Source organism: Hymenobacter sp. FMD4 (assembly GCF_058932745.1).
The window spans coordinates 1-24,407 of record NZ_JBZYWH010000024.1 but is presented as its reverse complement, the minus strand read 5'-3'; the positions used below and the strand labels follow the sequence as shown (position 1 = coordinate 24,407).

20 protein-coding genes and 1 tRNA gene are annotated in these 24,407 nt (G+C 56.1%); 11 read left to right on the top strand and 10 right to left on the bottom strand.

Going from position 1 to position 24,407, the window contains the following annotated elements; translation table 11 throughout:
* Nucleotides 1-69: 69 nt before the first annotated feature.
* Nucleotides 70-705, bottom strand: a complete 636-nt coding sequence (locus AC5FXY_RS18090) for a porin family protein (RefSeq protein ID WP_493558117.1) — start codon at nt 703-705, stop codon at nt 70-72.
* Between the two features lie 211 nt (nt 706-916).
* On the opposite strand from AC5FXY_RS18090, the gene AC5FXY_RS18085 reads away from it, so the two are divergent.
* Nucleotides 917-2,104 carry a phosphoglycerate kinase gene (locus AC5FXY_RS18085; protein WP_493558116.1) on the top strand — a complete coding sequence of 396 codons (1,188 nt, stop codon included), beginning with the start codon at nt 917-919 and terminating at the stop codon, nt 2,102-2,104.
* A 56-nt stretch (nt 2,105-2,160) separates the two neighbouring features.
* Here the strand turns inward: AC5FXY_RS18085 and AC5FXY_RS18080 are convergent, their stop codons facing one another.
* The 4 genes from AC5FXY_RS18080 to AC5FXY_RS18065 all read right to left on the bottom strand — a co-directional run bounded on the left by AC5FXY_RS18080 (nt 2,161) and on the right by AC5FXY_RS18065 (nt 5,110).
* On the bottom strand, nt 2,161-2,769 hold the full coding sequence (locus AC5FXY_RS18080; protein WP_493558115.1) for a hypothetical protein: 609 nt from the start codon (nt 2,767-2,769) through the stop codon (nt 2,161-2,163).
* An 81-nt stretch (nt 2,770-2,850) separates the two neighbouring features.
* Entirely contained in the window at nt 2,851-3,192 is a 342-nt protein-coding gene (locus AC5FXY_RS18075; protein WP_493558114.1) for a hypothetical protein, read from the bottom strand.
* A 63-nt stretch (nt 3,193-3,255) separates the two neighbouring features.
* Nucleotides 3,256-4,470 (bottom strand): site-2 protease family protein, encoded by a 1,215-nt coding sequence (locus tag AC5FXY_RS18070; protein ID WP_493558113.1) that lies wholly within the window; start codon nt 4,468-4,470, stop codon nt 3,256-3,258.
* Entirely contained in the window at nt 4,445-5,110 is a 666-nt protein-coding gene (locus AC5FXY_RS18065; protein WP_493558112.1) for an HAD family hydrolase, read from the bottom strand. Before AC5FXY_RS18065 ends, AC5FXY_RS18070 begins: the two co-directional genes overlap by 26 nt.
* Nucleotides 5,111-5,199: 89 nt before the next feature.
* Between AC5FXY_RS18065 and AC5FXY_RS18060 the strand changes: the two genes are divergently transcribed.
* Nucleotides 5,200-5,273: transfer RNA gene (locus tag AC5FXY_RS18060), tRNA-Ile, on the top strand.
* A gap of 673 nt (nt 5,274-5,946) precedes the next feature.
* Here AC5FXY_RS18060 and AC5FXY_RS18055 read toward each other — a convergent pair.
* Nucleotides 5,947-6,456 (bottom strand): hypothetical protein, encoded by a 510-nt coding sequence (locus AC5FXY_RS18055; RefSeq protein WP_493558111.1) that lies wholly within the window; start codon nt 6,454-6,456, stop codon nt 5,947-5,949.
* Nucleotides 6,457-6,967: 511 nt separating this feature from the next.
* On the opposite strand from AC5FXY_RS18055, the gene AC5FXY_RS18050 reads away from it, so the two are divergent.
* From AC5FXY_RS18050 to AC5FXY_RS18010, 9 genes are all read left to right on the top strand, one after another.
* Nucleotides 6,968-8,365, top strand: a complete 1,398-nt coding sequence (locus tag AC5FXY_RS18050) for an undecaprenyl-phosphate glucose phosphotransferase (protein ID WP_493558110.1) — start codon at nt 6,968-6,970, stop codon at nt 8,363-8,365.
* Nucleotides 8,366-8,461: 96 nt separating this feature from the next.
* The gene (locus AC5FXY_RS18045; RefSeq protein ID WP_493558109.1) at nt 8,462-9,256 is read left to right on the top strand and encodes a WecB/TagA/CpsF family glycosyltransferase; all 795 of its coding nucleotides are present in this window, start codon (nt 8,462-8,464) and stop codon (nt 9,254-9,256) included.
* 185 nt (nt 9,257-9,441) lie between these two features.
* Nucleotides 9,442-10,332 (top strand): glucose-1-phosphate cytidylyltransferase, encoded by an 891-nt coding sequence (gene rfbF, locus AC5FXY_RS18040; RefSeq protein ID WP_493558108.1) that lies wholly within the window; start codon nt 9,442-9,444, stop codon nt 10,330-10,332.
* A gap of 56 nt (nt 10,333-10,388) precedes the next feature.
* Nucleotides 10,389-11,501, top strand: coding sequence for an NAD-dependent epimerase/dehydratase family protein (locus AC5FXY_RS18035; RefSeq protein ID WP_493558107.1), 1,113 nt, complete (start codon nt 10,389-10,391; stop codon nt 11,499-11,501).
* A 46-nt stretch (nt 11,502-11,547) separates the two neighbouring features.
* The gene (gene rfbC, locus AC5FXY_RS18030; protein WP_493558106.1) at nt 11,548-12,090 is read left to right on the top strand and encodes a dTDP-4-dehydrorhamnose 3,5-epimerase; all 543 of its coding nucleotides are present in this window, start codon (nt 11,548-11,550) and stop codon (nt 12,088-12,090) included.
* 56 nt (nt 12,091-12,146) lie between these two features.
* Nucleotides 12,147-13,412 (top strand): methyltransferase domain-containing protein, encoded by a 1,266-nt coding sequence (locus tag AC5FXY_RS18025; protein ID WP_493558105.1) that lies wholly within the window; start codon nt 12,147-12,149, stop codon nt 13,410-13,412.
* A complete protein-coding gene (locus AC5FXY_RS18020; protein WP_493558104.1) occupies nt 13,384-14,745 on the top strand; it encodes a DUF4910 domain-containing protein in 1,362 nt (453 codons plus the stop codon). Before AC5FXY_RS18025 ends, AC5FXY_RS18020 begins: the two co-directional genes overlap by 29 nt.
* A gap of 50 nt (nt 14,746-14,795) precedes the next feature.
* The gene (locus AC5FXY_RS18015) at nt 14,796-16,025 is read left to right on the top strand and encodes a class I SAM-dependent methyltransferase (RefSeq protein WP_493558103.1); all 1,230 of its coding nucleotides are present in this window, start codon (nt 14,796-14,798) and stop codon (nt 16,023-16,025) included.
* 51 nt (nt 16,026-16,076) lie between these two features.
* Entirely contained in the window at nt 16,077-17,474 is a 1,398-nt protein-coding gene (locus tag AC5FXY_RS18010) for a glutamate-1-semialdehyde 2,1-aminomutase (protein WP_493558102.1), read from the top strand.
* Nucleotides 17,475-18,020: 546 nt separating this feature from the next.
* Here the strand turns inward: AC5FXY_RS18010 and AC5FXY_RS18005 are convergent.
* The 4 genes from AC5FXY_RS18005 to AC5FXY_RS17990 form a co-directional block, all read right to left on the bottom strand.
* Nucleotides 18,021-19,976, bottom strand: coding sequence for a glycosyltransferase family 2 protein (locus AC5FXY_RS18005; RefSeq protein ID WP_493558101.1), 1,956 nt, complete (start codon nt 19,974-19,976; stop codon nt 18,021-18,023).
* Nucleotides 19,977-20,520: 544 nt separating this feature from the next.
* Nucleotides 20,521-22,239: a glycosyltransferase family 39 protein gene (locus tag AC5FXY_RS18000; RefSeq protein WP_493558100.1), complete on the bottom strand. Its 1,719-nt coding sequence runs from the start codon at nt 22,237-22,239 to the stop codon at nt 20,521-20,523.
* A 141-nt stretch (nt 22,240-22,380) separates the two neighbouring features.
* Nucleotides 22,381-23,415, bottom strand: coding sequence for a UbiA family prenyltransferase (locus tag AC5FXY_RS17995; protein WP_493558099.1), 1,035 nt, complete (start codon nt 23,413-23,415; stop codon nt 22,381-22,383).
* Nucleotides 23,390-24,118 (bottom strand): HAD family hydrolase, encoded by a 729-nt coding sequence (locus AC5FXY_RS17990; RefSeq protein ID WP_493558098.1) that lies wholly within the window; start codon nt 24,116-24,118, stop codon nt 23,390-23,392. Before AC5FXY_RS17990 ends, AC5FXY_RS17995 begins: the two co-directional genes overlap by 26 nt.
* Between the last annotated feature and the right edge of the window lie 289 nt (nt 24,119-24,407).

Genomic DNA, 24,407 nt, shown 5'->3' with positions numbered 1-24,407 from the left:
GGCGAAAAAAGAGCGGCCCGCAGCAATCTGCGGGCCGCTCGGCGCCAAACAACGAAGTAGGCGAAAACGTTACTGCTGGCCACCGAAGAGGTAGCTTACTTGGGCATGCAGCACGGAATTGCGCTTGCCCTTGAAGCCGTTGCCGCGCATCACGCCCGTGATGTCGCCGCTGTAGCGCAGCGTCATTCCTAAATTTGGGAATACATCGTAGCTCAGGCCCGCGGCGTAGCCCAACTGGAAGGCGGCATAGTCGCTTCGGTCGAATCGGCGGCGGGTGTACGCGTCGGTAGTTAGGTGGCGGTGCATCGGGGTCGATAACGAACTGATCTGCGGACCAGCTTCGACTGCGAACCGGTTAAGGTCGAGATGACCGCCTGCCAGCACCGGCAAGCTGAAGTGCCGCAAGCTTACTCGGGCTAGGACGGGCAGTTCGTAGTAGTGCAAACGAAAGGAGCTTTCGCCCTTGCCGACATAAAGCAGCTCAGGTTGGAGGCTTACGGTACCGGTCGGGTTCAGGTCATAACGCATGAACAGACCGCCGCTGGCCCCTAAAAGCCGCTGACTGGCGTCTTGGGCGGCAGGGTTGGAAGCGTACGTGTGCTTCGCATACGTAGCGCCCAGCTTTACGCCGTAGCGGATTTGCTGCGCCGCGGCAGCTTGGCTTAACAACAAGCCAGCAAAGGCAAGTAGATAAATGCGGTTCATAAATAAGGAATATAATGGAGCGTGGAGCCGGGTCCGGATGGGCGCGGTTGGGAAGCAAATTTTAATGCTGGCAAATATAGGCTTGCCTTAATCCAGTTGAGTGCCAGGTTATGTAAATAGTAAATCTTGCATCCCTACCAAAAAACCGCGAACTACGCGGCGCTGCTGCGTATAACGGCAGCATTTCCGTTCCCCAACCCCCCGTCAGCTTATGCAGACTATTGACCAGTACAACTTCGCCGGCAAGAAGGCCTTGGTGCGCGTTGACTTCAACGTACCCCTCGACAAAGACTACCGCATCACCGACGACACCCGTATCCGGGCCGCCACGCGCACCATTCGTAAGATTTTGGCCGACGGCGGTTCCGTTATCCTGATGTCGCACCTGGGCCGTCCCAAGGGCGGACCGGAGGAGAAGTACTCGCTGCGCCACCTCGTAAGCCGCCTAAGCGCTGAGTACGGCATGGACGTGAAGTTTGCACCCGATGCCATCGGTCACGATGCGGTGGAAATGGCCGCTGCGCTGCAGCCCGGTGAAATCCTGCTGTTGGAGAACCTGCGTTTTTACCCCGAAGAAGAAAAGGGCGATGCTGCGTTTGCCCAGCGCCTCGCCAGCCTCGGCGACGTGTACGTGAACGATGCTTTTGGTACGGCACACCGCCGGCACGCTTCCACGGCCGTGGTAGCAGAGTCGTTTCCGCAAGCCCGCGTGGGCGGCTACCTGCTGCACAGCGAAGTAGAAAACGCCGACCGCGTGCTCAACAATGCCGAGCGGCCCTTCACGGCCATCATGGGCGGTGCCAAGATTTCGGATAAGATCGAAATCATTGAGCAGCTGCTGGACAAAGTAGATAATCTGCTTATCGGGGGCGGTATGGCCTATACCTTCGCCAAAGCTCAGGGTGGCGAAATCGGGGCTTCGCTGCTGGAAGCCGATAAGATGGACCTGGCGTTGAGCTTGATGCAGAAGGCCAAGGAAAAAGGCGTAAACCTGGTGCTGCCCGTGGATAGCCTAATTGCCGATAGGTTTTCGAACGATGCCAATATAGATGTGGCCAGCAACCAGCACATTCCGCCCACTTGGCTCGGCCTGGACATTGGCCCGGCCAGCCGCGAGCTGTTCGCTGAAATTATTCGGAAGTCGAAAACCATTCTGTGGAACGGGCCGATGGGCGTGTTCGAAATGAGCAACTTCTCGCTCGGCACTGAGTACGTGGCCCGCGCTATTGCCGAAGCCACCGAAGAGGGAGCCTACTCGCTTATCGGCGGCGGCGACTCGGCGGCGGCTGTAAACCAGCTCGGCTTTGCCGACCGCGTGTCGTACATCTCGACGGGCGGTGGCGCTTTGCTGGAATATATGGAGGGCAAGACCTTGCCCGGCGTAGCGGCGCTGCGTTAAGATTCTGCGCAATGCAAAAGGCCTCGCGGACACACAGTCCGCGGGGCCTTTTTGTATTAGTTCAAGCTGAAGCCTATGGGCCCGACAACCGCAGTGCTTTGACCAAATAATTGTTGTTTGAAGTGCTCCAGCTCAGCAGCCGTTATTATGCCGTGGTCGTGCAGCCAGGAGAGGCGCTCCAGCTGCCCTTCGGCCGGTAACAGCGGATCAGCGCGCAAATACTTACGACGGAGGTACTGAGCAGTATGCGCCTGCAACTCCCGTACAATTTCGGGTAGCCGTTGGTGGCCTGGGCCCAAGTCGATCAGGCTGATGTTGCCGCGGCCGGTGGTAATCACAAAGTGCCACTGCCACAGCTTGGCGGCATAGGCTATGACTACGCCCAGCAAACCCAGCAGGATAAGCAACAGCCACGCGGCGCTGTCGGGTCGGTCGCCGTGCAGCACGTAATCGTAGAAAACCTTACCGCAGCCGAACGCCAGAAAGCAACTGACCAAGGTGAGGCGTACCGGCACGCGCCTAAACTTGGCTGTGCCTATGGGTAGTAGGTCCTCGTACGGAATCGTCAGCTCGTTATAGGCATTGAGCGTTTGCTCCTTGAAAAGCAAGCCTTCGGGCTGCAGCGTCAGGGAGCGAGAGGTAAACAGAATACGCTGTTTAAACACGGGACCTCGCGGTAAATTAAGGGACGCTTAAAGATAGCGCGCGTAGGTCTCGGAGTGCTTATAGCTAAGAGCAAAAAGAGCCTAGACGGGCAGCTTTTCCTCTTCATCCGGCCGGCTGTACAGGTTGATCCATACTAGCTGGCGAAAGAAGTTGAAGGTAGTGCAGCATTCGGGGTCGTCGGAGGTAGCTGCACCGCGGGCGTGCCGGACAAATAGCTCGCGGGCCTGCTGATCGGGCAGCACCGTGAGGCTGCGCACATAAGAAGCATCGTCCTTGGGCAAGGCGGCGTGCGTGATGACGTCGTCGGGCGTAGTGGCTTCGCTCACGTCGCGGTGGCTCAGGCCGGCTTCGAGCATGTGGCCGGCAATGCGCTCGGCCAGAGTCCAGCGGAATTCAGGGGAGGTACGGTCGGGGTTAGCCATGGGCACAGGTACGGGGCTGGAAGCACGGTGTTGCGCCGATAGTGGCTAAGGCAGCAACCTGTGTTAGCGGAACGGCATCGATGTGAAGCACAGGAAGAAGATCAGTACCATCACCCAGCCCAGCACTTTGCGGCCGGTGGAGAGGGGGCGCTCATCGGTGGCCGGTGGGTGATAAATGCCCGTAAAGCGGCCCAGCAGCAAGCCAAACAACAGCCAGCCCGGGTTACCTTCTGCCGCTGGAAAGGCAGAAGCCACAGCCAGCTGCGCCGAAAACATGGCTAGCACCAGGAGCAGGACCCGGCGCCGGGTGGGCAATACTCGCTGGAGCACGCCAAACAAGTAAAGCAAGTAGAGCGGCCCACCATATAGCCACACTTCCCGCGATGAGGTGAGCGTGAACAGGCCCAGACCAGCGTAGAAAATGAAGCCCAAAAAAAGCACCGTCGACAACCGATTGAAGCGATGAAAGCCTAGCAGACCATAGAGTATGTGGCCGCCATCGAGCTGACCGATGGGCAGCAAGTTCAGGGCCGTGAAGAACAAGGCCAGCGAACCAGCTACCAGCAGCGGATAGTGTAGCAGTTCATTGGGATGGGGGAGGCGGGCTGGGTCGGCCAGCCACTGCTCCAACAGTTGGTACAGCAGGGGCCGCCCGAGGGTCATGCCCTCCTGGCCCTGGTACACGAAACGGGCATAGTCGGCGCCGTAAAAGCGGTACTCTGGGTGTAGCTGAAACACGTATTCCGCCGGCGGCAGCGTAAGGAAGCCGTACGCCAGCAACGGTACAGCTACGGCAAAGCCCGCCAACGGCCCGGCCAGCCCGACATCAAAAAACTCACGGCGCGAGTAGATCTTTTCCTTGATGCGGATGACGGCCCCAAATGTGCCGATACCAAATGGAACCGGCAGGAAGTACGGCAGCGAGGTGCGTATCTTATTGTAGCGGGCCGTGAAGTAATGGCCAAACTCATGCACGGCCAGTACGCCCAGAAAAGGCAAGGAAAACCAAAGGCCCCGCGAAATCTCAGCCCAACGCTGCGCGGCTGGTAGCTCAAACAGCTCCAGCGGCAGCCACGACCCGCTAACCCCCGTGAGCATGGCACCAGAAAGCGTGGTGGTCACGAGGGTGACCAGAAACAGGGTAATGTGTAGCAGTGCCGTGCGCCACAAAGGTGGCTCGGGCCGCTCGTAACGGCGCCAACGAGCCGCCGGAAATAAACGCCGTAGCGGAGCGGGCGTCGGCTCGCCGTCGTTAGGAAGCAGGCTCGGGAAAGGCACGGAGGGCAGCGGGGAGGGCTTGGGTGAGGGTAAGTGGCGGCTGCAGAAACAAGGTGCGAATCCCTAAGGCTTCGGCCGTCCGGATGTGTTGGATACTATCTTCAACGAAAAGAGTTTCCTCCGGCCGCCAGTTCATTTCGCGCAGCACATGCTCAAAGATTTCGCGGCCAGGCTTGCGCAAGCCTACCTCCTGTGAGTAGAATACGCGGTCAAGAATATCGGCAATGCCTTGCTCCATGCCGTATTGGCGGCGCAGCATCTCGTTGATGACGGCAATGTGGATGCTGTTGGTATTCGACAACAACGCAGTCTGGTAGCCTTCGCGGCGCAGCTCGCGGATGTACTCCAAGCGCTCTAGCGGCACATCGAGCAGCATGGCATTCCAGGCCGCATCCAGTTCGGCGTCGGTGGCGTGATTCAGGTCGTAGTGATGGCGCAGGCCGTTACGGAAGTCGCCGGGCGTGAGGCGACCAGTTTCCAGATCATCGAACAGGGCTGATTGGGCAGCTTGCGTAAATTCGATGGTAGAACCCTCGCGGCTCAGGGCACGCATAGCCTCTAAGGTCCGGTTGTAGTCGATGTTGATGATGACCCCACCGAAGTCAAATAACAAGTGAGGCAAACGGCGCGTAGCAGACATAAGCAGCAGAATTTGCAAATGAAGCCGCGAAATTGGTAGATTGCGCCGCCGAAACCAATTAACCTACCTTCAGGAAAGGGGTTTCAGCCGGGCCTATAGCTCAATCGGTTAGAGCAGCTGACTCATAATCAGCAGGTCGCTGGTTCGATTCCAGCTGGGCCCACAAAACCCCTTCACATCCATGTGAAGGGGTTTTTTTATTGACTATAAGTATCTTAGCTGAGCCTGTAACCAGTTGTGGCATTCAGTTCACAGTGCTGGTCGCCGTAACCCCTGCCGCATTTTCTGAACGGGGTTTGCAAAATGTGACGTCTACGGGTGGGCCGCTTAATACGCCGCATCGTGCGTGAGCCATGATTGCCAGTGGTTGACTGGGCGTGTTACTCAACTTTTAGCTGAGGGCCAAGGGAGCGTTGCCCAACAGCCCGGTATGGTGAGCCAAGCAACAGGAGAGGCCAAGCAGCAGGCTTTTACTGTCAGTGCATTAGATATAGGCCGCGTATAGGCCGCAAGGGCCTAAGCCTATCGAAGTAGAGTGTTAAACATACGCTCCTTTCCTTTTCCTAAAAGACTGCAGAAATGTGTCCTGGACAAGTTAAGGCGTACACGTTTCCGAAAGGCAACTTCGACCCAATAGACCCAACGGTGTGGGACATCCGTTACCCCCAAGTAACCTTCACCCGACTCTAAGTGGCCATGGAACCGCCGGGCTACGCAAGGGGCGAGTATTACTGCCGAAGGAAACCCTGCGTGTTTAAATATTGGAGCATGCTAAAAATCAAAAAGCCACTTTCCCTAAATAGGAAGTGGCTTTTTGATTCAGTCTCGGCAGTGAGCTACAAAATGCCTGTTGAATTGCGGCTGCTAGTTATGCCCTTTTTCATCTGCGTCACCAAGGCTTTGTTGGAGAGCGAAACTACTCCGTTGCCCTGACCCATGGTGCCGAACACCATGCTGACCACTTTACCGTCCCAAGTGTGCGTGTTGCCTTCCGCCGAGCCGGGGCCGTAGGACTGCTGTAGGGTGCGCAGAACACCGTCGTTGTTGGCCTGCCCCGACACGTTGACCATGATGGAGCACAACTGGTCATTGTAGAAAGTGTAGTGAATCCGGGCTACTGGGTAGCTGCCGAAGGTTACCCGCTTGGTGGAGCGCTCGTACACCTGTTTGGCGCCCACACTGCTCACGAGCTTCAGGCCTTCGAACTCTCTGGCCGACATTCCGAACGTGGCATCAAGCAGGCCGTTCTTCCGATCCAGTGCTGCTACTGATGGTTTGTTTTGGGCTGCGGCAGTGCCCGAAACAAGCATCAAGCACAGCAAACTGAGTAAGAAAAAATGTTTCATACCAGCAAGCTATCCAAAAACGGCCGCGCGGCCCAGCTTTGCCAGTCATTTTGTTGAGCTCCGAGACCGGAAAGCTTTAGCTGGTAACCGGTATGGAAGCATGGACCCGTCCACTAAGTGCAGGTGCTAGCCAATGCCTTGGCAGGGTGAGAATGGAGAGAAGATAGAAATAGTTGAAAAAAACCTTAATGGGAAGATCAGAGGAAAGCCAAAAGAGCTGCGGAGTAACACCTTTGTAGATGCTGGTGGTCCCTTTGGCTACAAATGGCTAGTGTTCAGTACATTGTAGGGTTAGGCTCAGACCAATTCGTAGATAAATCGGATATGCATGATAATGCATTAATGTTATTAAAAATTATACAAAACCATGTACAATTACACTGTTTATAAAATAAGTAATAAATTTTATAGCTTAAGGTATAAACAACCTTTACTTTGTTCGTATTAGTCCCTGATAAGCGGGCAAACGGCCTGACTTGTCCTATGCTTCGCCACCACTGCATACGTTAATATGGAACGGTACCGCCACTACTCTGACGCTTCACGCATAATCTTACCCCTTACTGATGTAGCCCTAATGTTCGGCGCTTTCCGCTGCGCCGGTTACCTGACGTCCGGTGATTGGGACTTTGAAGGAATGTATCCGGCGTTCTTCGCCGTATTTGCCTTACTCTGGTGGATCCTGTCGGGTCAATACGCCAATATTTACCGGGTCGACAAGCTTATTACTTACCCCGAGAAGCTGCTGTACTTAGTACGCACCTTCCTGCTACATGCCGTGCTATTGCTCACGGCCGCCGTGCTGATGCAACAGTACTGGGTACCAGCACGCTTTGTCTTTTCAGCTTATAGTTTCTCGCTGATGGCTGTGGTAGCCGGGCGGTTCCTGCTGGCCTTCTCATACCGCAAGTACCTACAAAACTTTGCCCGTCCCCGGAGCCGCTACACCATTATCGGAGCCGGCGAAAGTGGCCAGAGCCTGTACCGCTTCCTCGCCTCGCATGATCCAGTCGGCAACGAGTTCGTAGGCTTCTTTGCCGACGAGCCAGTAGCTAATGGCCTGCGCAACCTGGTTCGAGGCGGAATTTCCGATCTGAAGGAGTTCTGCCAACACAACCAAGTAGACGAAATCTACTTCGCTATGCCGCTCGACCGGCGTGACCTGATCGAGGAACTGTCACAGTTTGCTGATCAGCACTTCCTCTCGTTCCGCATCGTGCCCGACTTCCGCGGCACCGTACGCAAGGACGTGAATGTGTACTTCTATGACCACATGCCCATCCTCACCATCCGGCATGAGCCGCTGGGCATTCGTACCAACTTGCTCCTGAAGCGCCTGTTCGACATTGCCTTCTCTTTGTCGGTTATCTGCTTGGTGTTCCCCATCATCATGCCCATCCTAGCGTTGCTGATCAAGATGGACTCGCCCGGCCCGGTCTTCTTCAAGCAGATGCGCCCTGGTAAGCGTAACCAACTGTTCCCCTGCTACAAGCTGCGCACCATGAGCGCCGCCCACGGCCGCACCGAGTTGCAAGCCACCAAGAACGACCCGCGGGTGACTCGTGTAGGTGCTTACCTGCGCAAGTACAACTTGGATGAGCTGCCCCAGTTCTTCAACGTGCTGCTGGGTCATATGTCGGTAGTAGGTCCGCGCCCCAACATGGTGTCGCAGCTAGAAGAGTACTCCAAGCACATCAGCCACTACCAACTTCGTCATGCTGTAATGCCCGGCATTACCGGCTACGCCCAAGTGAATGGCTACCGCGGTGAAACCCGCGAAGCCGGTACCATGGAGAAGCGCGTGGAGTACGACCTGAAGTACATGGAGAACTGGTCGTTCGGCCTCGATATGAAAATCATCGGCCAGACCGTGTGGAACATGGTCCGCGGCGAAAAGAACGCCTACTAGCGGTGATACCGTGCATGGGAAACAGGGGCGTTTCGGCTCGGCTGCACCTCTTGTTTCCCATCCACTTGCTTTCCTCCACCTTCCAGCCACTCCACCGTGCTGCCCCGTCATCCTGTTCTGAATACCTGGATTTCTACCGGTACCTCTGAAGCTTTTATCGATAACATTCTGAAGCTAGGCGCGGCCCGAACCTCCGACTATGTGTGCTTTGCCAACGTGCACATGGTGGTAGAGGCTTACCGGGAACCCCGTTTCGGTGCCATTGTAAACAACGCTGCCTTAGTTGCCCCCGACGGTAGCCCCGTTGCTGCCGCCGTCCGGTGGTTTGGTGGCCCAGCCCAGCCCCGCGTAGCCGGCATGGATGCCCTGCCACTCTTACTCGAAGAGGCAGCCCGGCGCGGCCAATCGGTTTATTTCTACGGCACCACTCCTGAAGTGCTTAGTGCCATCGAGCAGCGTGCCCAACGCGAACTGCCTACGTTGCGTATCGCCGGCATGTACTCGCCGCCCTTCCGGCCGCTTACGCCCGAAGAAGACGAGGCCGATGTAGCCCGCATCAACCAGGCCAATCCCGACTTAGTGTTTGTGGCCTTAGGTTGCCCGCGCCAGGAGCAATGGATGGCGGCTCATCAGGGCCGCGTTAAGGCCTGCATGCTGGGTGTGGGTCAGGCCTTTCTCGTGTATGCTGGAATGGAGCGCCGCCTGCCAGCTTGGGCCCGCCGCTTATGGCTAGAGTGGGCTTACCGACTATGGCTGGAGCCGCGCCGTTTGTGGCGCCGTTATCTGGTTACCAATTCCCGCTTTGTATGGCTGATTTCCAAACGTGCTGTGCAGCATCTAGTTGGAAGACCGATTGACTCGGTACCGCCCAATAATGTGGGAATGGTGTAACAAAATTTTGCACTGAACGAATACTTATTATACTTCTGAAAATTTATAGTCGTATTTTTAATAAAAAACATATAATAAAAAATATCTTTCGTCATACTGAGCCGGACGTAAGATCTACCCATCAATTCCTAAGCATATCCCCTTAAGCGGCTCAGGTCTCCTCCACCAAACCTCCTCCACCTTTTATGAAAGCTGTTATACTGGCGGGCGGCTACGGCACCCGTATTAGCGAAGAAAGTGGCATGCGCCCCAAGCCCATGGTTGAAATCGGCGGTCGTCCGATCCTGTGGCATATCATGAAGCTGTATTCCGCGCACGGTATCCGCGATTTTGTGATTTGCTGTGGCTACAAAGGCCACATGATCAAGCAGTATTTCTCCGACTACTTCATGCACAATGCAGACATGACGTTCCGGCTCGACCGCAACGAAATGCAAGTGCACCGGAATAACTCAGAGCCCTGGACGGTAACGCTCGTGGACACCGGCCAAGAAACCATGACCGGCGGCCGCTTGCGCCGCGTGCGGGAGCACATCGGTAATGAAACCTTCTGCATGACTTACGGCGACGGCGTGGGCGACATCAACATCCGCGAAGCCGTTCGCTTCCACCGCCAACAAGGCACGCTGGCCACGCTCACGGCCGTGCAGGTGCCGGGCCGCTTTGGCGTATTTACGCTGGGTGAGGGCGAGGGCCAAGTCAATTCCTTTACCGAAAAGCCTGAAGGAGGTGATTCGCCCTGGGTAAACGGTGGCTTCTTCGTGCTAGAGCCAGAAGTGCTCGACTTCATCGATGGCGACGATACGGTGTGGGAAAAAGGGCCACTGGAGCGCCTGGCTACTATGGGCATGCTCAGCGCTTACCGTCACCAAGGCTTCTGGCAGCCTATGGACACGCTGCGCGACAAGCACTTGCTGGAAGGCATGTGGGAGCGGGGCGAGGCCAAATGGAAAATCTGGACTGATCAACCCGAACTGCACCAAGCCGACCCGGTGCTGGAAGAAATTCTCTCGTCGCCGGTGCGGGCTCCGTACGGACAGCGCGTAGCGGCGCCCACGGTAATGCCCCGCGACTAAGGGCTGTACTGCTCTCTTTCCTGGCCGATCCTCCACCTTCTGCCTTCACCTCATTAATGAAACCGCTCCGCCTCCTTATCACCGGCAACATGGGCTACGTAGGCCCTGGCGTGGTGCGCCACCTTCGCCAGGCCTTTCCCCAAGCCGAGCTGATCGGATACGACATTGGCTTTTTTGCGCACTGCCTCACTGGAGCTGTGTGCCTTCCCGAAACGCGCCTCGACCGGCAGGTATTCGGCGACGTGCGTCAGCTGCCTGCCGAACTGCTTGAAGGCATCGACGGGATAGTGCACCTGGCTGCTATTTCCAACGACCCCATGGGCCACGCCTTCGAGGAGGTGACCCTGGAAGTAAACTACCGCGCCGGCATTCGCATTGCCGAGCTGGCCAAGGCAGCTGGCGTGAAGTCCTTCGTGTTTGCGAGCAGTTGCAGCATGTACGGCGCCGGAGCCGATGCGCCCCGCACCGAAACCTCCGAGCTGAACCCACTCACGGCCTACGCCCGCTCCAAAGTGTTCAGCGAGCAGGATTTGCAGCCGCTGGCCGATGACGACTTCCGCGTGACCTGCTTACGCTTCTCCACCGCCTGTGGCTGGAGCGACCGACTGCGTCTTGACTTGGTCCTCAATGACTTCGTGGCCGGCGCCGTAGCCAGCCAAGAAATCAGCATCCTGAGCGACGGTACGCCGTGGCGCCCGCTGATTCACGTGGATGACATGGCTCGCGCCATAGAGTGGGCCATTCAGCGCCCATCCGACAACGGTGGAGCTTTCCTAGCCGTAAACGTGGGCGCCGATGAATGGAACTATCAAGTGCGTGACCTGGCCCAAGCCGTGGCCGCTGCCGTACCCGGCACCCGCGTGATGCTCAATGCCAGTGCCCCGCCCGACAAGCGTTCCTACCGCGTCGATTTCAGCCTGTACCGCCAACTAGCTCCGAGCCATCAGCCCCAGCGTACCCTCGCCGACGCCATCGAGGAACTGCGCGACCGGTTGGCGGCCATGAACTTCCGCGACGCGGATTTCCGTAGCTCGCAGCTGATGCGCCTGCGGGTGCTCACGGCGCTGTCGGAAAGCGGCCATCTCACCAAGAATCTTGACTGGAAGCGCCCCGCCGCCACCGTGGCGCAACCTGAACCGGCTGTTGAGTCGGCCTTGCCCGTAGCCTAGCGTCGCCACGCGCTATTCTGCTCCTCCACCTATTACCTGATTAGCCATGATTTTCTTCGAGACGGAATTGCCCGGCGCCTACATCATCGATGTGGAGCGTATGGCCGATGAGCGAGGCTTCTTTGCCCGCTCGTGGTGCGAAGAAGAGTTTGCGGCCCACGGCATCGTGGCGCCGCCCTTGCAAGCCAACGTATCGGCCAACCCGAAGAAGGGCACCCTGCGCGGCATGCACTACCAGATGGCCCCGCACGAAGAAACCAAGCTGGTGCGCTGCACCCGCGGCGCCATTTACGACGTCATCGTGGACCTGCGCGAGGAGTCGCCCACCTACGGCCAGTGGCTGGGCGTGGAGCTAACCGCTGATTCATTCCGCATGCTGTACGTGCCGGCCCGCTTTGCCCACGGCTTCATCACGCTGCAGGACAACTCCGACGTGTGCTACCAGGTATCGGCCCGTTACGCCCCGGGCTTTGAGCGCGGTCTGCGCTGGAACGATCCGGCCATTGGCATTCAGTGGCCCATGGAACCTGTGATTATCTCCGAAAAAGACCAACGTCACCCCGATTTCTCCCTGTTGGTGTCGCAGTAAGGCTCACTGCCCTTTGCCCACCAATCTCCACCTCTTCCGCCTAGCCTTTCTGAGCCATGAATTGCCGCCACTGCGACACCGAGCTACATCACGTATTCGCTGATCTGGCCCATTGCCCGCCATCGAATGCCATGCTTACGGCCGCCCAACTTGATGAGCCCGAGTTGTACTACCCGCTCAAGACCTTTGTTTGCCACAGCTGCTACCTAGTGCAGATTGGGGAAGTCAAAAAAGCCGTCGAAATCTTCGATGGTGAGTACACCTACTTTTCATCATACTCTACCAGCTGGCTGGCTCATGCTCGCCGCTACGTGGATAAGATGATGGACCGCTTCGGCTACGATGAGAATTCCTTGGTAATCGAAGCCGCCTCCAACGACGGCTACTTGCTGCAGTACTTCCACCAGCGCGGCGTGCCGGTGTTGGGTGTCGACCCCACGGCCAATACGGCTGAGAAAGCCGCTGAGAAAGGCGTGCCGACGCGCGTTGACTTCTTCACTACTGCGCTGGCCGAGGACCTGGCCGCCACCGGCAAACAGGCCGACCTGCTCATCGGCAATAACGTGCTGGCCCACGTGCCCGACATCAACGACTTTGTGGGCGGCATGAAAGCGGCCCTGAAGCCCACGGGCGTGGTCACGATGGAATTTCCGCACCTGCTGAATCTGGTAGAGCAGTGTCAGTTCGATACTATCTACCACGAGCATTTCTCATACCTCTCGCTGAGCGCCGTAACGCGCATCTTCGCCTCGAAAGGCTTGACCATTTTCGACGTGGAGGAACTGCCCACGCACGGCGGCTCGCTGCGAATCTTCGCCCGCCATACCGCTGACGAAACCAAGCCGGTAACGGCGGCCGTGACTGAGCTGTTGGCCCGTGAAGAGGCTGTAGGTACGCTAACCCTGGAGTACTACCAAGGTTTCCAGCCGCGCATCGATGCGGTGCGGGCCGGCTTCCTCGAGTTCCTGCTGGAGCAGCGCCGCGCCGGCAAGAAAGTCGTTGGCTACGGGGCCGCTGCCAAAGGCAACACGCTCATCAACTACTGCGGCATTCAAGGCAATGGCATGATTGAGTTCGTAGCCGACGCCTCGCCCTACAAGCAAAACAAGTATTTGCCCGGTAGCCACATTCCGGTGATGGCGCCGCAGATGATTCGGGAAGCGAAACCCGATTATGTGGTCATTTTCCCGTGGAATCTGCGCGAAGAAGTAGCCGAGCAGCTGTCGTTTATCAGCGAGTGGGGCGGTCAATTCGTGGTTGCTATTCCGGAGCTTCAAGTATTCAGCCCCACCCATGCACTCCGCGCCGACGCTGTCTGCTGAGCCTGAGGTAGCAGAAGCTGCCGCGCCCACTGTCGCTCACAGCGGCCAGGCACTGCACGCCCTGCTCACCGAGCTCTACCCGCTGCCGCGGAGCCTTACCGGCGACGGTGTACGCCAAACCCTGCGCCTGCTGCAGGAGCGGCTGCTACCCGGTCTGGTGCTGCACGAGGTGCCCAGCGGCACACCCGTGCTCGACTGGACCGTGCCCGCCGAATGGCGCATTCGCGACGCTTACATTAAAAACTGGTCGGGCGAGCGGGTAGTAGATTTTCAACAGCACAACCTGCACGTGCTGGGCTACAGCACTCCGGTGGATGGATGGTTGTCGATGGAAGATCTACGTCCTCATCTCTACACGCTGCCTGAGCAACCCGATTTGATTCCGTACCGCACCTCATACTATCAGCCCAACTGGGGCTTTTGCCTGACGCAACGTCAGCTGGAAGCCTTGGACGAGCCCGGCTACGAGGTGTGCATCGACAGCGAACTGGACCCGCACGGCTCGCTCACATACGGTGAACTGCTGCTGCCAGGCGAGGAAGAAGCCGAAGTGTTGATTTCTTGCCACGTGTGTCATCCATCGTTGGCCAACGACAACCTCTCGGGCCTGGTGGTGGCAGCCACTTTGGCGCATGAGCTAAGTCAGCGGCCGCACCGGTTGTCGTACCGCTTCGTGTTTGGGCCGGGTACCATCGGCTCCATCACCTGGCTAAGCCGGCAAACCCCGGAAGGGCTAGCTCGCATCAAGCACGGCCTGGTGGCCACGCTACTCGGCGGCCCCGGCGCTTTCACTTACAAGCGTACTCGCTTGGGCAAGGCCGATATCGATAGGGTAGTGGCCAGCGTGCTGCGCCTGAACGGTTATGCCCACGAACTTCGCGACTTCGTGCCCTACGGTTACGACGAGCGGCAGTACTGCTCGCCTGGCTTCGACTTGCCGGTGGGCTGCCTGTCGCGCACGCCGCACGCCGAATTCCCGGAGTACCATACATCGGCTGACAACTGCGACTTCGTGCGGCCCGAACAGCTGGCCGAGTCGCTGGAACTCTACAAACAGGTGGTAGCGGTGCTGGAAGGCAACGGCCGTTACCGCAACCTGCAGCCCTACGGCGAGCCGCAGCTAGGCCGGCGCGGCCTCTACGGAGCCGTAAAGGGCCAAGGCAACCCGCGCGAGGCCGAAATGGCTTTGCTCTGGGTGCTGAGTTACTCTGATGGGCAGCACGATCTGCTGGCCATTGCCGAACGAGCTAACCTTCCTTTTGCGGCCATCCGCCGTGCGGCTGATCAACTTCTCACTGCCGACTTACTATCTCCAGTGACGAATTCCAACTAACTGCGCTTCCCTCTACCTACCTCGCTCCACCCTTTTCAACGCCTACTAGTATGGAAACCGATCTGCTAGTTGCCGTGACGGATAACTCCGCCGCGTCCAAAGCTTGCCCGGTATGTGGCTCTACTTCCGGTGAGATATTTTACGAAGTATCAGGAGTACCCACCCAGTCGGGTATTCTGTGGCCTACTGCTACCTCAGCTCGTCAAGCTCCCGTTTCAGATATTCGGCTGTCGTTTTGCCCGCATTGCCACTTCATGGGCAATGAGGCTTACGAGGCTTCTAAAATTACCCATACCCGCAACGACTTTTCGCTCGAGTTTTCGCCGTCCTTTCGGGCTTTTACGCAAGGGCTGGCCACTGACTTGATTGAGCGCTACAACCTGCGCAACGGCTACATCGTAGACATCGGCTGCGGCAACGGGGACTTCCTGCGTACGCTGTGCCGGCTTGGCCAGAACACTGGCCTGGGCATCGATCCTGGTCATGCCTTGCCTCCCGGTCTGCCTGAAGGAACCGATAAAGAACTAGGCGTGGCGTTTATCAAAGATTTCTTTGGGCCAGCCACGGCACACATTGTGAAAGGTGCCAGCCTTATTAGCTGCCGCCACATGCTAAATGTGATGGCCGGCAACCCAGGTGACTTTGTGCGTGGCCTGCGGGTTTCGATTCCAGAAGGCGAACAGCCGCTCGTGTATATCGAAGTGCCTAATGCACTGTATGATATAGGAGAACAAGTAGTGTGGAATATTGTAAACGAGCACGCCTGCTGGTTTACGCCGGCCTCTTTGGCTTACCTGTTCCGATGCAATGGCTTTGAAGTGTTGGAGGTTCATCCTTGCTGGCACGACGAGTACATCGGGCTGGTAGCACGCCCCGTAGCCATTCCTAATTCTGAAGATGTTTTGCCAACGTATGACCCTACCACGCCCGATGCCGTACAAGCATTCGGAACCTCTGCCCGACAGGTAATCGCAGAATGGCAGGCCCGCGTGACGGAGCTGCAGCGCAGCGGCCGCCGGGTAGTAGGCTGGGGTGCCGGTTCGCGGGCTATCAGCTTTCTGACCACCTTCGATCTGAACGATACCGTGGTGGCTATTGTCGACATCAATCCCCGTCGTCAGGGGCAGTTTCTGCCACTTACAGCGCACCCCGTCATTGCGCCTGAAGAGCTGGCGGCTTATAAGCCTGATGTGTTGCTGATTACCAACCCCACTTACGCCGACGAAATCAAAGCTCACGTACGCCAGATGGGCATCACTTGCGACTTTCTGGTGCTTTAGTACCCCGCAGGTTCCGCCTCTTGTTGTAAAGTAGCTTCTACTCCTTCCGCCATGACTCCCGCTTTGCTCTCCGTTTCTGCTTCTTCCGCTGAGGTGTCCGCTGTCGACGGGCCTGCCGGCTCTGAGCCGACCGTGCCACAGCTGGCCCTGAGCCACGCTGAGCTTACGGAGCGTTTTCATAACGCTATTCCGGGAGGGAGCCATACTTATGCCAAAGGCGACGACCAATTTCCCGAGGACATGGCGCCTTACATCGTGCGCGCCAAAGGCTGTCGGGTATGGGATACTGAGCACAAGGAATATCTGGAGTACGGCATGGGGCTACGTGCCGTCACGCTTGGGCATGCTTTTGGTCCTGTAATGCGGGCAGCCCAGCGCGAAATGTTACGGGGCACTACTAACGTGGGCCGTCCTACGATGCTGGAGCTAAAAGCTGCCGAAGATTTTCTGCAGACCACCGGCGCCGGCGACATGGTGAAATTCGCCAAAAACGGTTCTGACGTAACTACTGCCGCTGTGAAGCTGGCCCGCGCCGCTACTGGCCGATCTTTGGTAGCTATCTGCAAAGAGCATCCGTTCTTTTCTACCGATGACTGGTTTATCGGCACTACGGCGGTAGGAGCGGGCATTCCGCAAGCTGTCAAGGACCTTACCCTGACCTTTCACTACAACGACCTCGCTAGCGCCGAGCGGCTTTTTCAAGAACACACCGGGCAAATTGCCTGCCTGATTCTGGAGGTAGAAAAAGACGTACCGCCTATGCCTGGGTTCTTGCAAGGGCTGCGGCAGCTTTGCGACCAGCACGGCACGGTACTGATCTTCGATGAAATCATCACCGGTATGCGGTGGGATGTAGGCGGTGCCCAAGCGGTGTACGGCGTGCGCCCCGATCTGAGTACCTGGGCCAAGGGACTGGGTAACGGTTTCAGCGTGGCGGCCCTCACAGGCCGGCGCGAACTAATGGAGCTAGGCGGACTGCGCCATGATAAAGAGCGCGTGTTCTTGCTATCAACCACTTACGGTGCCGAGAGCCATACCTTGGCTGCTATGCGTGCCGTACTTGCTACCTATCGCAACGAGCCCGTAATTGAGCACATGCGCGAAGCCGGCGGATACCTGCGGCGGCTGGTGGCACAATCCATTGGAGAGCATGGCCTCACTGGCCACTTTGCGCTGATGGGCCCGCCACAGTGCTTGCTGTACGGCACCCGCGATGCGCAACAACAGCCTTCGCAAGGCTTCAGAACCTTATTCCTGCAAGAAACCTTGCGTCGCGGCCTCATGTTGCCTTCTCTCATAGTAAGCTACGCGCACCAGCCCGCCGACATTGAAATCACCGCCGAGCGCATCCACGAAGTGCTGGCCATCTACCGTCGTGCCATCGATGAAGGATTAGAGAAGTATTTGCACGGAAGACCCGTGCAGCCAGTGTACCGGGTACGAAACTGAAAGGTGGAGCAGTTTCGTCACTTAGGTGCCGCCCCGTCGGGCCCGCAAGGGACCGGCGGGGTTGTTATTTTAAGGCAATCCTGATCCAACTCTGTCAAGGCATAATGCCGCCAGCCCCTGACAAGAGCTGATGTTATTTTCTCGTGATAGAGAGCCATCAATGGGCGTTCGTTCACCGAGATGCCATTAATAGCCCTTCACGTCACATCTGGCCCATCTCTTGTCAGATGGTAAATTCCTGATTAAGGCTACGCCGGTAAGCACGCCTAATCATTGGCAAGCTGAACATGACCAATTGTGAGGATCGTCGTATATCTATCTACTCACCCACATCCAGTTCTTCTGTTATTAAGCTCCTTTAATTGTCTCTTGACCCCGCCAAGGCCTCCCAAAGAACTTCTGAAAATGAGAATTTCTCGGTCATACTAAAACGGAAAACGCCCGGCTCATAAGTGCCGGGCGTTTTCCGTTTTATAGTCAGCTTAAGCTGTGCTGGATAGGAGTGCCGAACTGAGCTTCAGTAGCAAGTAATACCTGAGACAGGCATTATACGGTAGGCAGAGCTGGTAGTAGGGGGCGTACCATGCGCTCATCCATCCAGGTAATTAGGCGGAAGGCCGTACGTACAGGCAGCCAACGGAGCGGTACGCGCAGCTCGCCAAGCTGTGGGAGGGAGAGTAGTTTAAATGCCTGACGCGCACTGCCAATGTCGCCGCGGTGCAGAGCCCGGTACGTACCCGCCAATATAAACTGGTGAAAGAAAAGTGCTTTGGCCTGAGACAGTTGCTGCGGCGACAACAGTTTTTCCTTTTCAATCTTGCCGAAGATGCGCAGCAGTTGGCCTACGGTATTCTCGTTGAAGATATAGGCCGTGATTGCCCCGTCGTGCAGAGTATAGGCCCCGGTGCACGCTGGAATGCGCAGCACGCCGTGGGTGGCAAAGATGCGGGCCCACAGGTCGGTGTCGCCGGTGCTGCCCTGCAGTTCATCGAGGCAGCCAGCCTCCATGTACGCGTCGCGGGTGATAATAATGGCGGGGATGCGCACAAAGGAAGAGTCGGTCAGCACGCGTTCCAATGCGTGCGTTGGCGACATGTACGTTTCATGCGCTACCTGCTGACGGCGAATTACGCGCTTTTCGATGTCAACCAGCTCTACCCCGAATAACAACACCTGATGGGTATTCCGTACGCGGCGCAAAGTTTTAATCATCTCTTCCAGACCACCTGGCAGCAGGTAATCGTCGTCGTGCAGGTGCATGATATAATGTCCCCGGGCACGCTCTACGCAGATGTTAAAGTTGGTGACGGCATTGCCGCCGGGCGCGTTGCGGTAATACCGCCACTGGTTGCGGGGCTGATCAGCCAGCACTTCGTGCGCTACTTGGCCGCACAGATCGTTCTCCACGGAGTTGTCGGACACGATTATCTCCACATCGGCGGGCAAAGGGCCAATGGAGCGGAGTGAGCGGGCCAGCAACTCGGGCCGGTGGTAGCACGGTACACAAATGCTCAGCAGTGGCTTCTCGGGTTCAGTTGGTGGCTGTGACTTTACCACAGGCTTCCAGCCCCGGCGCGCACGTCTCTGAATGAGGCGTCGGCTGTGCAGCACATCGCGGCGATGCTTCCACACATAGCGGTAGGCGCTCAGCGAGCGACGCTCCATCATCAGGGTGTACAGTAGAATACCCATCTGGCGCGGTAGGGCGCGCAACCAGAATTGCCACTTGCCCGATTCGGGGGCGTTTTTCATCATCATCAACAGCTGATTCTTTACCGCATCAGCTTTGATGGCTCCCGCCAGGCGACGGCGCAGGCCTAGGTCGCCGGGGCGGAATACGCGCGGGTGAATAGCCCGGCAGGTGGGCTCAAACCAGCTGCGCCAACCGTATATGCTGCCGCGCCAGGATATATCCCAGTCTTCTTTATGGGCAAAGAAACGTTCGTCAAAAAACTCTCCTTCCACGCGCAAGTCATCAATAAAGCGCCGGCGGTACAAGGGCAGTGCGCCGTCTACGCCGTCAACGAACCGGCCCACGAGAGGCACTTCGCTTAAGCGTTTGCCGTGGTGGCACAACTGATAACGACCATTGGGAAGGCAGTTCATGCCGGCCGAATCCACGATTGGGTCCTCTTCGGCGCTCTGCGTAAGCAGGCCGCATACGATGCCAATGGTTTCGTCGCGTTCCATGGCAGCTACGGCGCGCTCCACGTAATCGGGCTGAAGCACTACATCGGGATTCACTAAGAGCACAAATTCCGACTCGGTGCGGTCGAGCACATAGTTATGACCGCCGCAGAAGCCGGTGTTCTTGGCCGAGCGGTGCAGGTGGACACGGGAATCGTTGGCTGCCATGCGCTCTACCAGTGTGCAGGTAGCATCAGCAGAGGCATTGTCAACTATCCAGATTTGGATATCGGTATACGTTTGCGCTAGCACCGAGGCCAGACATGCCTCGATTGTGTCAGCGCTATTCCAGGTGACGATGGAAAGCAGGATCATGTAGAAAAAACAGCCAGGTGGAGGAGGCAGGTAGAGAAGCTGCACCGATTGGGGGCAGCTTAAAGGCAGTGGCGCAAAAGCTCTTGTGGCGCAAGCGGCTCCAGCGTCAAATAAGCGGTAAGCAGTTGATTGGTAGCCGCTAGGCCGGGTAATAGTCTATGGACGCAGTTGTTGGGCTTCTACGTAGGCAGGACGTTGTCCTCCGTCAGCAAAAGTCGACATCGTAAAGGTGTATGGAAGGCAGAAAGTCAAGTTGTTGCATACTGAACTGCGGTGAAGTGGAGCCATTGACAGTTTGATTTGACTTTACTCACAAATTATTGTATTTGTTTCGGTATAAGCAAAGTAGTTTGTTTAAATAATTATTGCGCGTATGTGTTAATTTATATTAATGAGCTAAAAAGCCTATGCCGGCATTGTTTGAATGACTACACTCTATTTTCATCAAGTGCTCATGAAAATTGAACACGCTAAAACGCCCACCGGGGCCAGTAACTGATGCTGGCCGGTGGGCGTTTTAGTTTAGTAGCCCTAAAGCAAAAGCTTAAGGCAAGTCGACGGTAGCTTTTTGGGAAGTTGGTGTGCTACTTGTTCGCAGCTTTGGCGCAGCGGCGGGGCGTGTGGGGGCTTCTGCCTTTGGCTGCTGCTGAGGTACCACCTCAAAGAGCGAAACGGTGTACGGGAATTTTTGAAAGTAGCTGACTGGCCTGCCGAAAGTGTCGAAATGCTGTTCCACCAGGACTGAGGGAGTGAACGAGGGGTCGTGATACCATTCAGGTTGCAGTACATAGTCGCCGATGGCATCCCGGTTGATGTAGTCGTACACGAACCAGATCCTTTTCTTATTCTTGAACGAAGCAAAATCCGGCTGCAGGTTGGCTAGATAGTGCTGCGGGTTATGCGAGCTGTTTTTGACGTAGCTCCCCAGTACCGCGTCGTACTTCAACTGATACGCCACCTTGTAGTAATCGTAAGCATGGCGCATATTCCAGAACACGTAGACTACGTCGCCGGGCTGGTAGTGCTCATTGACATACAGTAACGCTTCCCGGTTGTACTCGCCGTTCATCATCAGGTATGGGTTGCGCACTTGGCGCGCCGCATTGACTACTGCAGGCAGCAAGAGCAGTGCGATGGCCGCAAAAGCCAGCTTTCGGTTTCGGACGAACGCCGCAAATAGCTTGTCTACACCTACGCCCATCACCACAAGCAGCATAGGAGCAATGAACAGGGTGAAGCGGCCGTAAATAGGGTACTGTTTGAAAGCGGAGGCTGCAAATATTAGTAGGATGGGCAGCAGCAGCATGGCAAAGTGCAGCCGGTTCACTTTGTATAAGCCAACCAAGCCCACTATCATTACCGTCGATTGCAGCCAGCCTAACTTTATAAGGTGCTTAATGTCCGTGCTGTTCAGGTATTTGATGTCGCCGTCGAGGAGTAGCAATGAGCCCAGCGGGTGGATGAAAAAGTTGTAAGGCTTATTGAAGTACCACGACAGGCGCAGATCAGACAAAGACGTAGGTGGAACAGGCATAAACCCATCGTACACCTTATAAAAGAAGTAGATGAGCCAGCCAGATTCGCTGTATTTGCTGATGAAGAAAACGTACTGCAGGCCGAAACTCAGCACCCAGATAGAGAACGGAATGGCATAGCGAAAAGACTTTTTCCACTCTTTATTCAGCAGCGCATTGGTGTACAGCACAAGGGCGATGCTGGCCAGCACGAAGATCAGCGAAAATGAAAACCACAGTGCCAAGCCGCCCAGCACGCCCCACTGTAGCATCGCACCGGTATCGTAAGTGCGGTTGCGGTAGCGGATATAAAGCCAAAGCGCCAGCACCGAGGTAAAGAGCTCGGCGCAGTACTGCTTGGCTTCTACCGAGTGGTAGATGGCCGGCGACGAGAAGGCTAGAATGGCCACGGCTGCCAATGCTCCCCAGGGTTTGAGAAAATGCTTCGCAACGGGCACAAACAGGAATAATGACCCAATGCCGAGGAGCAAGGAAAACAAACGCAGTGCTTTTTCCTGCGTGCCAAACAGCAAAGTGATAAGCTTCACTGACCACAGGTAACCAATAGGCGCCTTCTGCTGATAGTCGAAAGGCGCGGTGGCCAGTTCCCAGAAGCTCATCTTGATGACGTTGACGTTCAGGTACAACTCATCAATGAAGAAAGACCGATTGTAAAAGAAATGGTAAAGCCGTAGTAAAAGCCCCAGCGTTACGAACCCGTAAAGAATAACTTCTAGATGCCGAGGCACAACAACCCCTGCACTATGGGCTGGTGCAGGGGTGCCAGGATGCTGTTGGGCAGGTAGGACGTAGCTAGAGTTACTAGTTTTATAGGATAGCTGCATCGCACGACTGTTTATAGAAAAGAAGCCACAGTACCCTAGCCGCCATTAGCGGCTAAGGTGGTAGTGGTCTTCGAGCAGGTTATGCAGCCAGGGAATATCAATGAACATGAGCCCGGTCAGCAGCGCGCAGAACAGCACCACGTACAGCATAAACCAGTAGCGGGTATACAGCTTCTCGGAGCCTTGTACGGGCGAGTTTTTCAGCAGCCCAATGCGTAGGTACCATGCAAACAGCAACGCAAAGAAGGGGAAGCTGATCAGCAGCTCTACGCGGTTCTTGATCAGGAAAATACCAAGGAAGAACGCCGATGTAAGGGCGTAGAAGAACATGGAAATGAGCAGGCTGTGCTCAGTATAGAACTTGAACGAGCGGCGGTAGAGACCAGCCAATTCAGGGTTATCGATAAGACGATATTCGGCAAAGCGCTTCGTCGCCATCAGGAAGGCACCACCCATCCAGTACGCCAGCAAAATGCTGGAAGGAGGGAAGCTATTGAGCAACTGAAAGCCATCGATGTTGTGAATGGTAATGGCCGGAGCCACCGTAAACCAGCCCAGTGCCAAGCGGATCGGGTTGTTCACTGATTCCGAGAGTACATCGATATACGGACGCTCTTTGGTGCGAAACGGACGCACGTTATACATCACGCCCATGAACAGCAGAAAGACCGACACCAGCAAAAACTGCATGCTGATGAGGTAGGCAATGCTGAAGCCCACTGCCGCCAGGGTAAACCACTCCAGGTATACCACTACCGGGTTTACCACGCGTACCACGGAGGTGCGCTTTTTCTTGAGGGGATGAAACTTGTCGAATTCAGCGTCGAGGTACTCGTTGATTACATAGTTGGCCGATGCCACTAGGCAGGTGCTTACTATGCCCAGAACTATATTGGTAATCAGACGGCTGTCAAAAGGAGTGTCATATACCAGCAGCGCAAAAAGCACGCCTGGCAGCATGAACACGTTCTTCACCCAGTTGTCGGGGCGGGCAATAGCAATGTAGTCTTTGAGACCGGCAGGGACCAGTGTCGGCTGATCCGTTGCAGCGGCATCAGGAAGCAAAGATGCTTGGCTCATAGCGGTTTTTGGAAGAGGTGGTGGAGAGGAAATTAGCTTTCAGATTGTGGTAGAAATCGAAAAGCTCAAAGGGTTTTTTATCAACTATTAAGTGTGGCATATTGGCGCGTATGGCACACTCACCGTCTAGTTCGGGTCGGTCGCCGATAAAGAGACACTGCTCGGGCGACAGGTTTAGGCGCTCTGCTACGTGCAGCAAGCCCCGCGGATCAGGTTTCAGCCGGTCGACCTCCGCATCGGTCGAGCTTACGACGATATCGGCCTCAAGACCCATGGCCGCCAGCTTAGCGTGGGCTTTGTAGTCTGAATAAATTCCGATTTTGATGCCCTGGGCCCTTAGCGCTTCAAAAAAGGCCTGGGTGCCAGGGTAAGTGCACTTGGTCAGGTACTGATTAGGATGCTGAAAAATCCACTGCTCCACCACCCTTTTGATGATGGGAATGCTGTAGCTGGTGTTTTCGGCGCACCAAGCGTACTGGGCCTCTTCCAGATTGCTGCCTGCATAACCGTGACGTTTCTCCCGCTCCTTACGAAAGCGCTGCAGAATCATCATTTCTTTGATTCGCCACGGACGCAGAGCGTAGTAGCCAAGCAGTGCTACCAACATCTTCCGCCGCAATTTGGACTGGGCATAAAGGGTCCCATCCACATCAAAAATTACCGCTTTGGTTTGGGCTAGATCCGGGTATTGGTTTGTCGTCATTTCAGCGGATTAGATGTATCCTATACGGTTAAGCTCTACTGATGGCTAACTGGGTTTAGCAATTTTATCTAATACTACCTTCTTATAATCATGGGCTTAGTCCACGATGATAACATTTTATGCTTTAAACAACAAATAATTGTACATACATAAAAAACAAGGCTTGCTCTGGCAGGAAGGACTGCAGAACATGCCTTGTTTTCTAAGTGATGCTAGCTACTGAGGAATACGCAGCCGACTAAACGACTGCCTATCCTTGTATTAGCTGATGTTGTTAATCTCTAGCCAC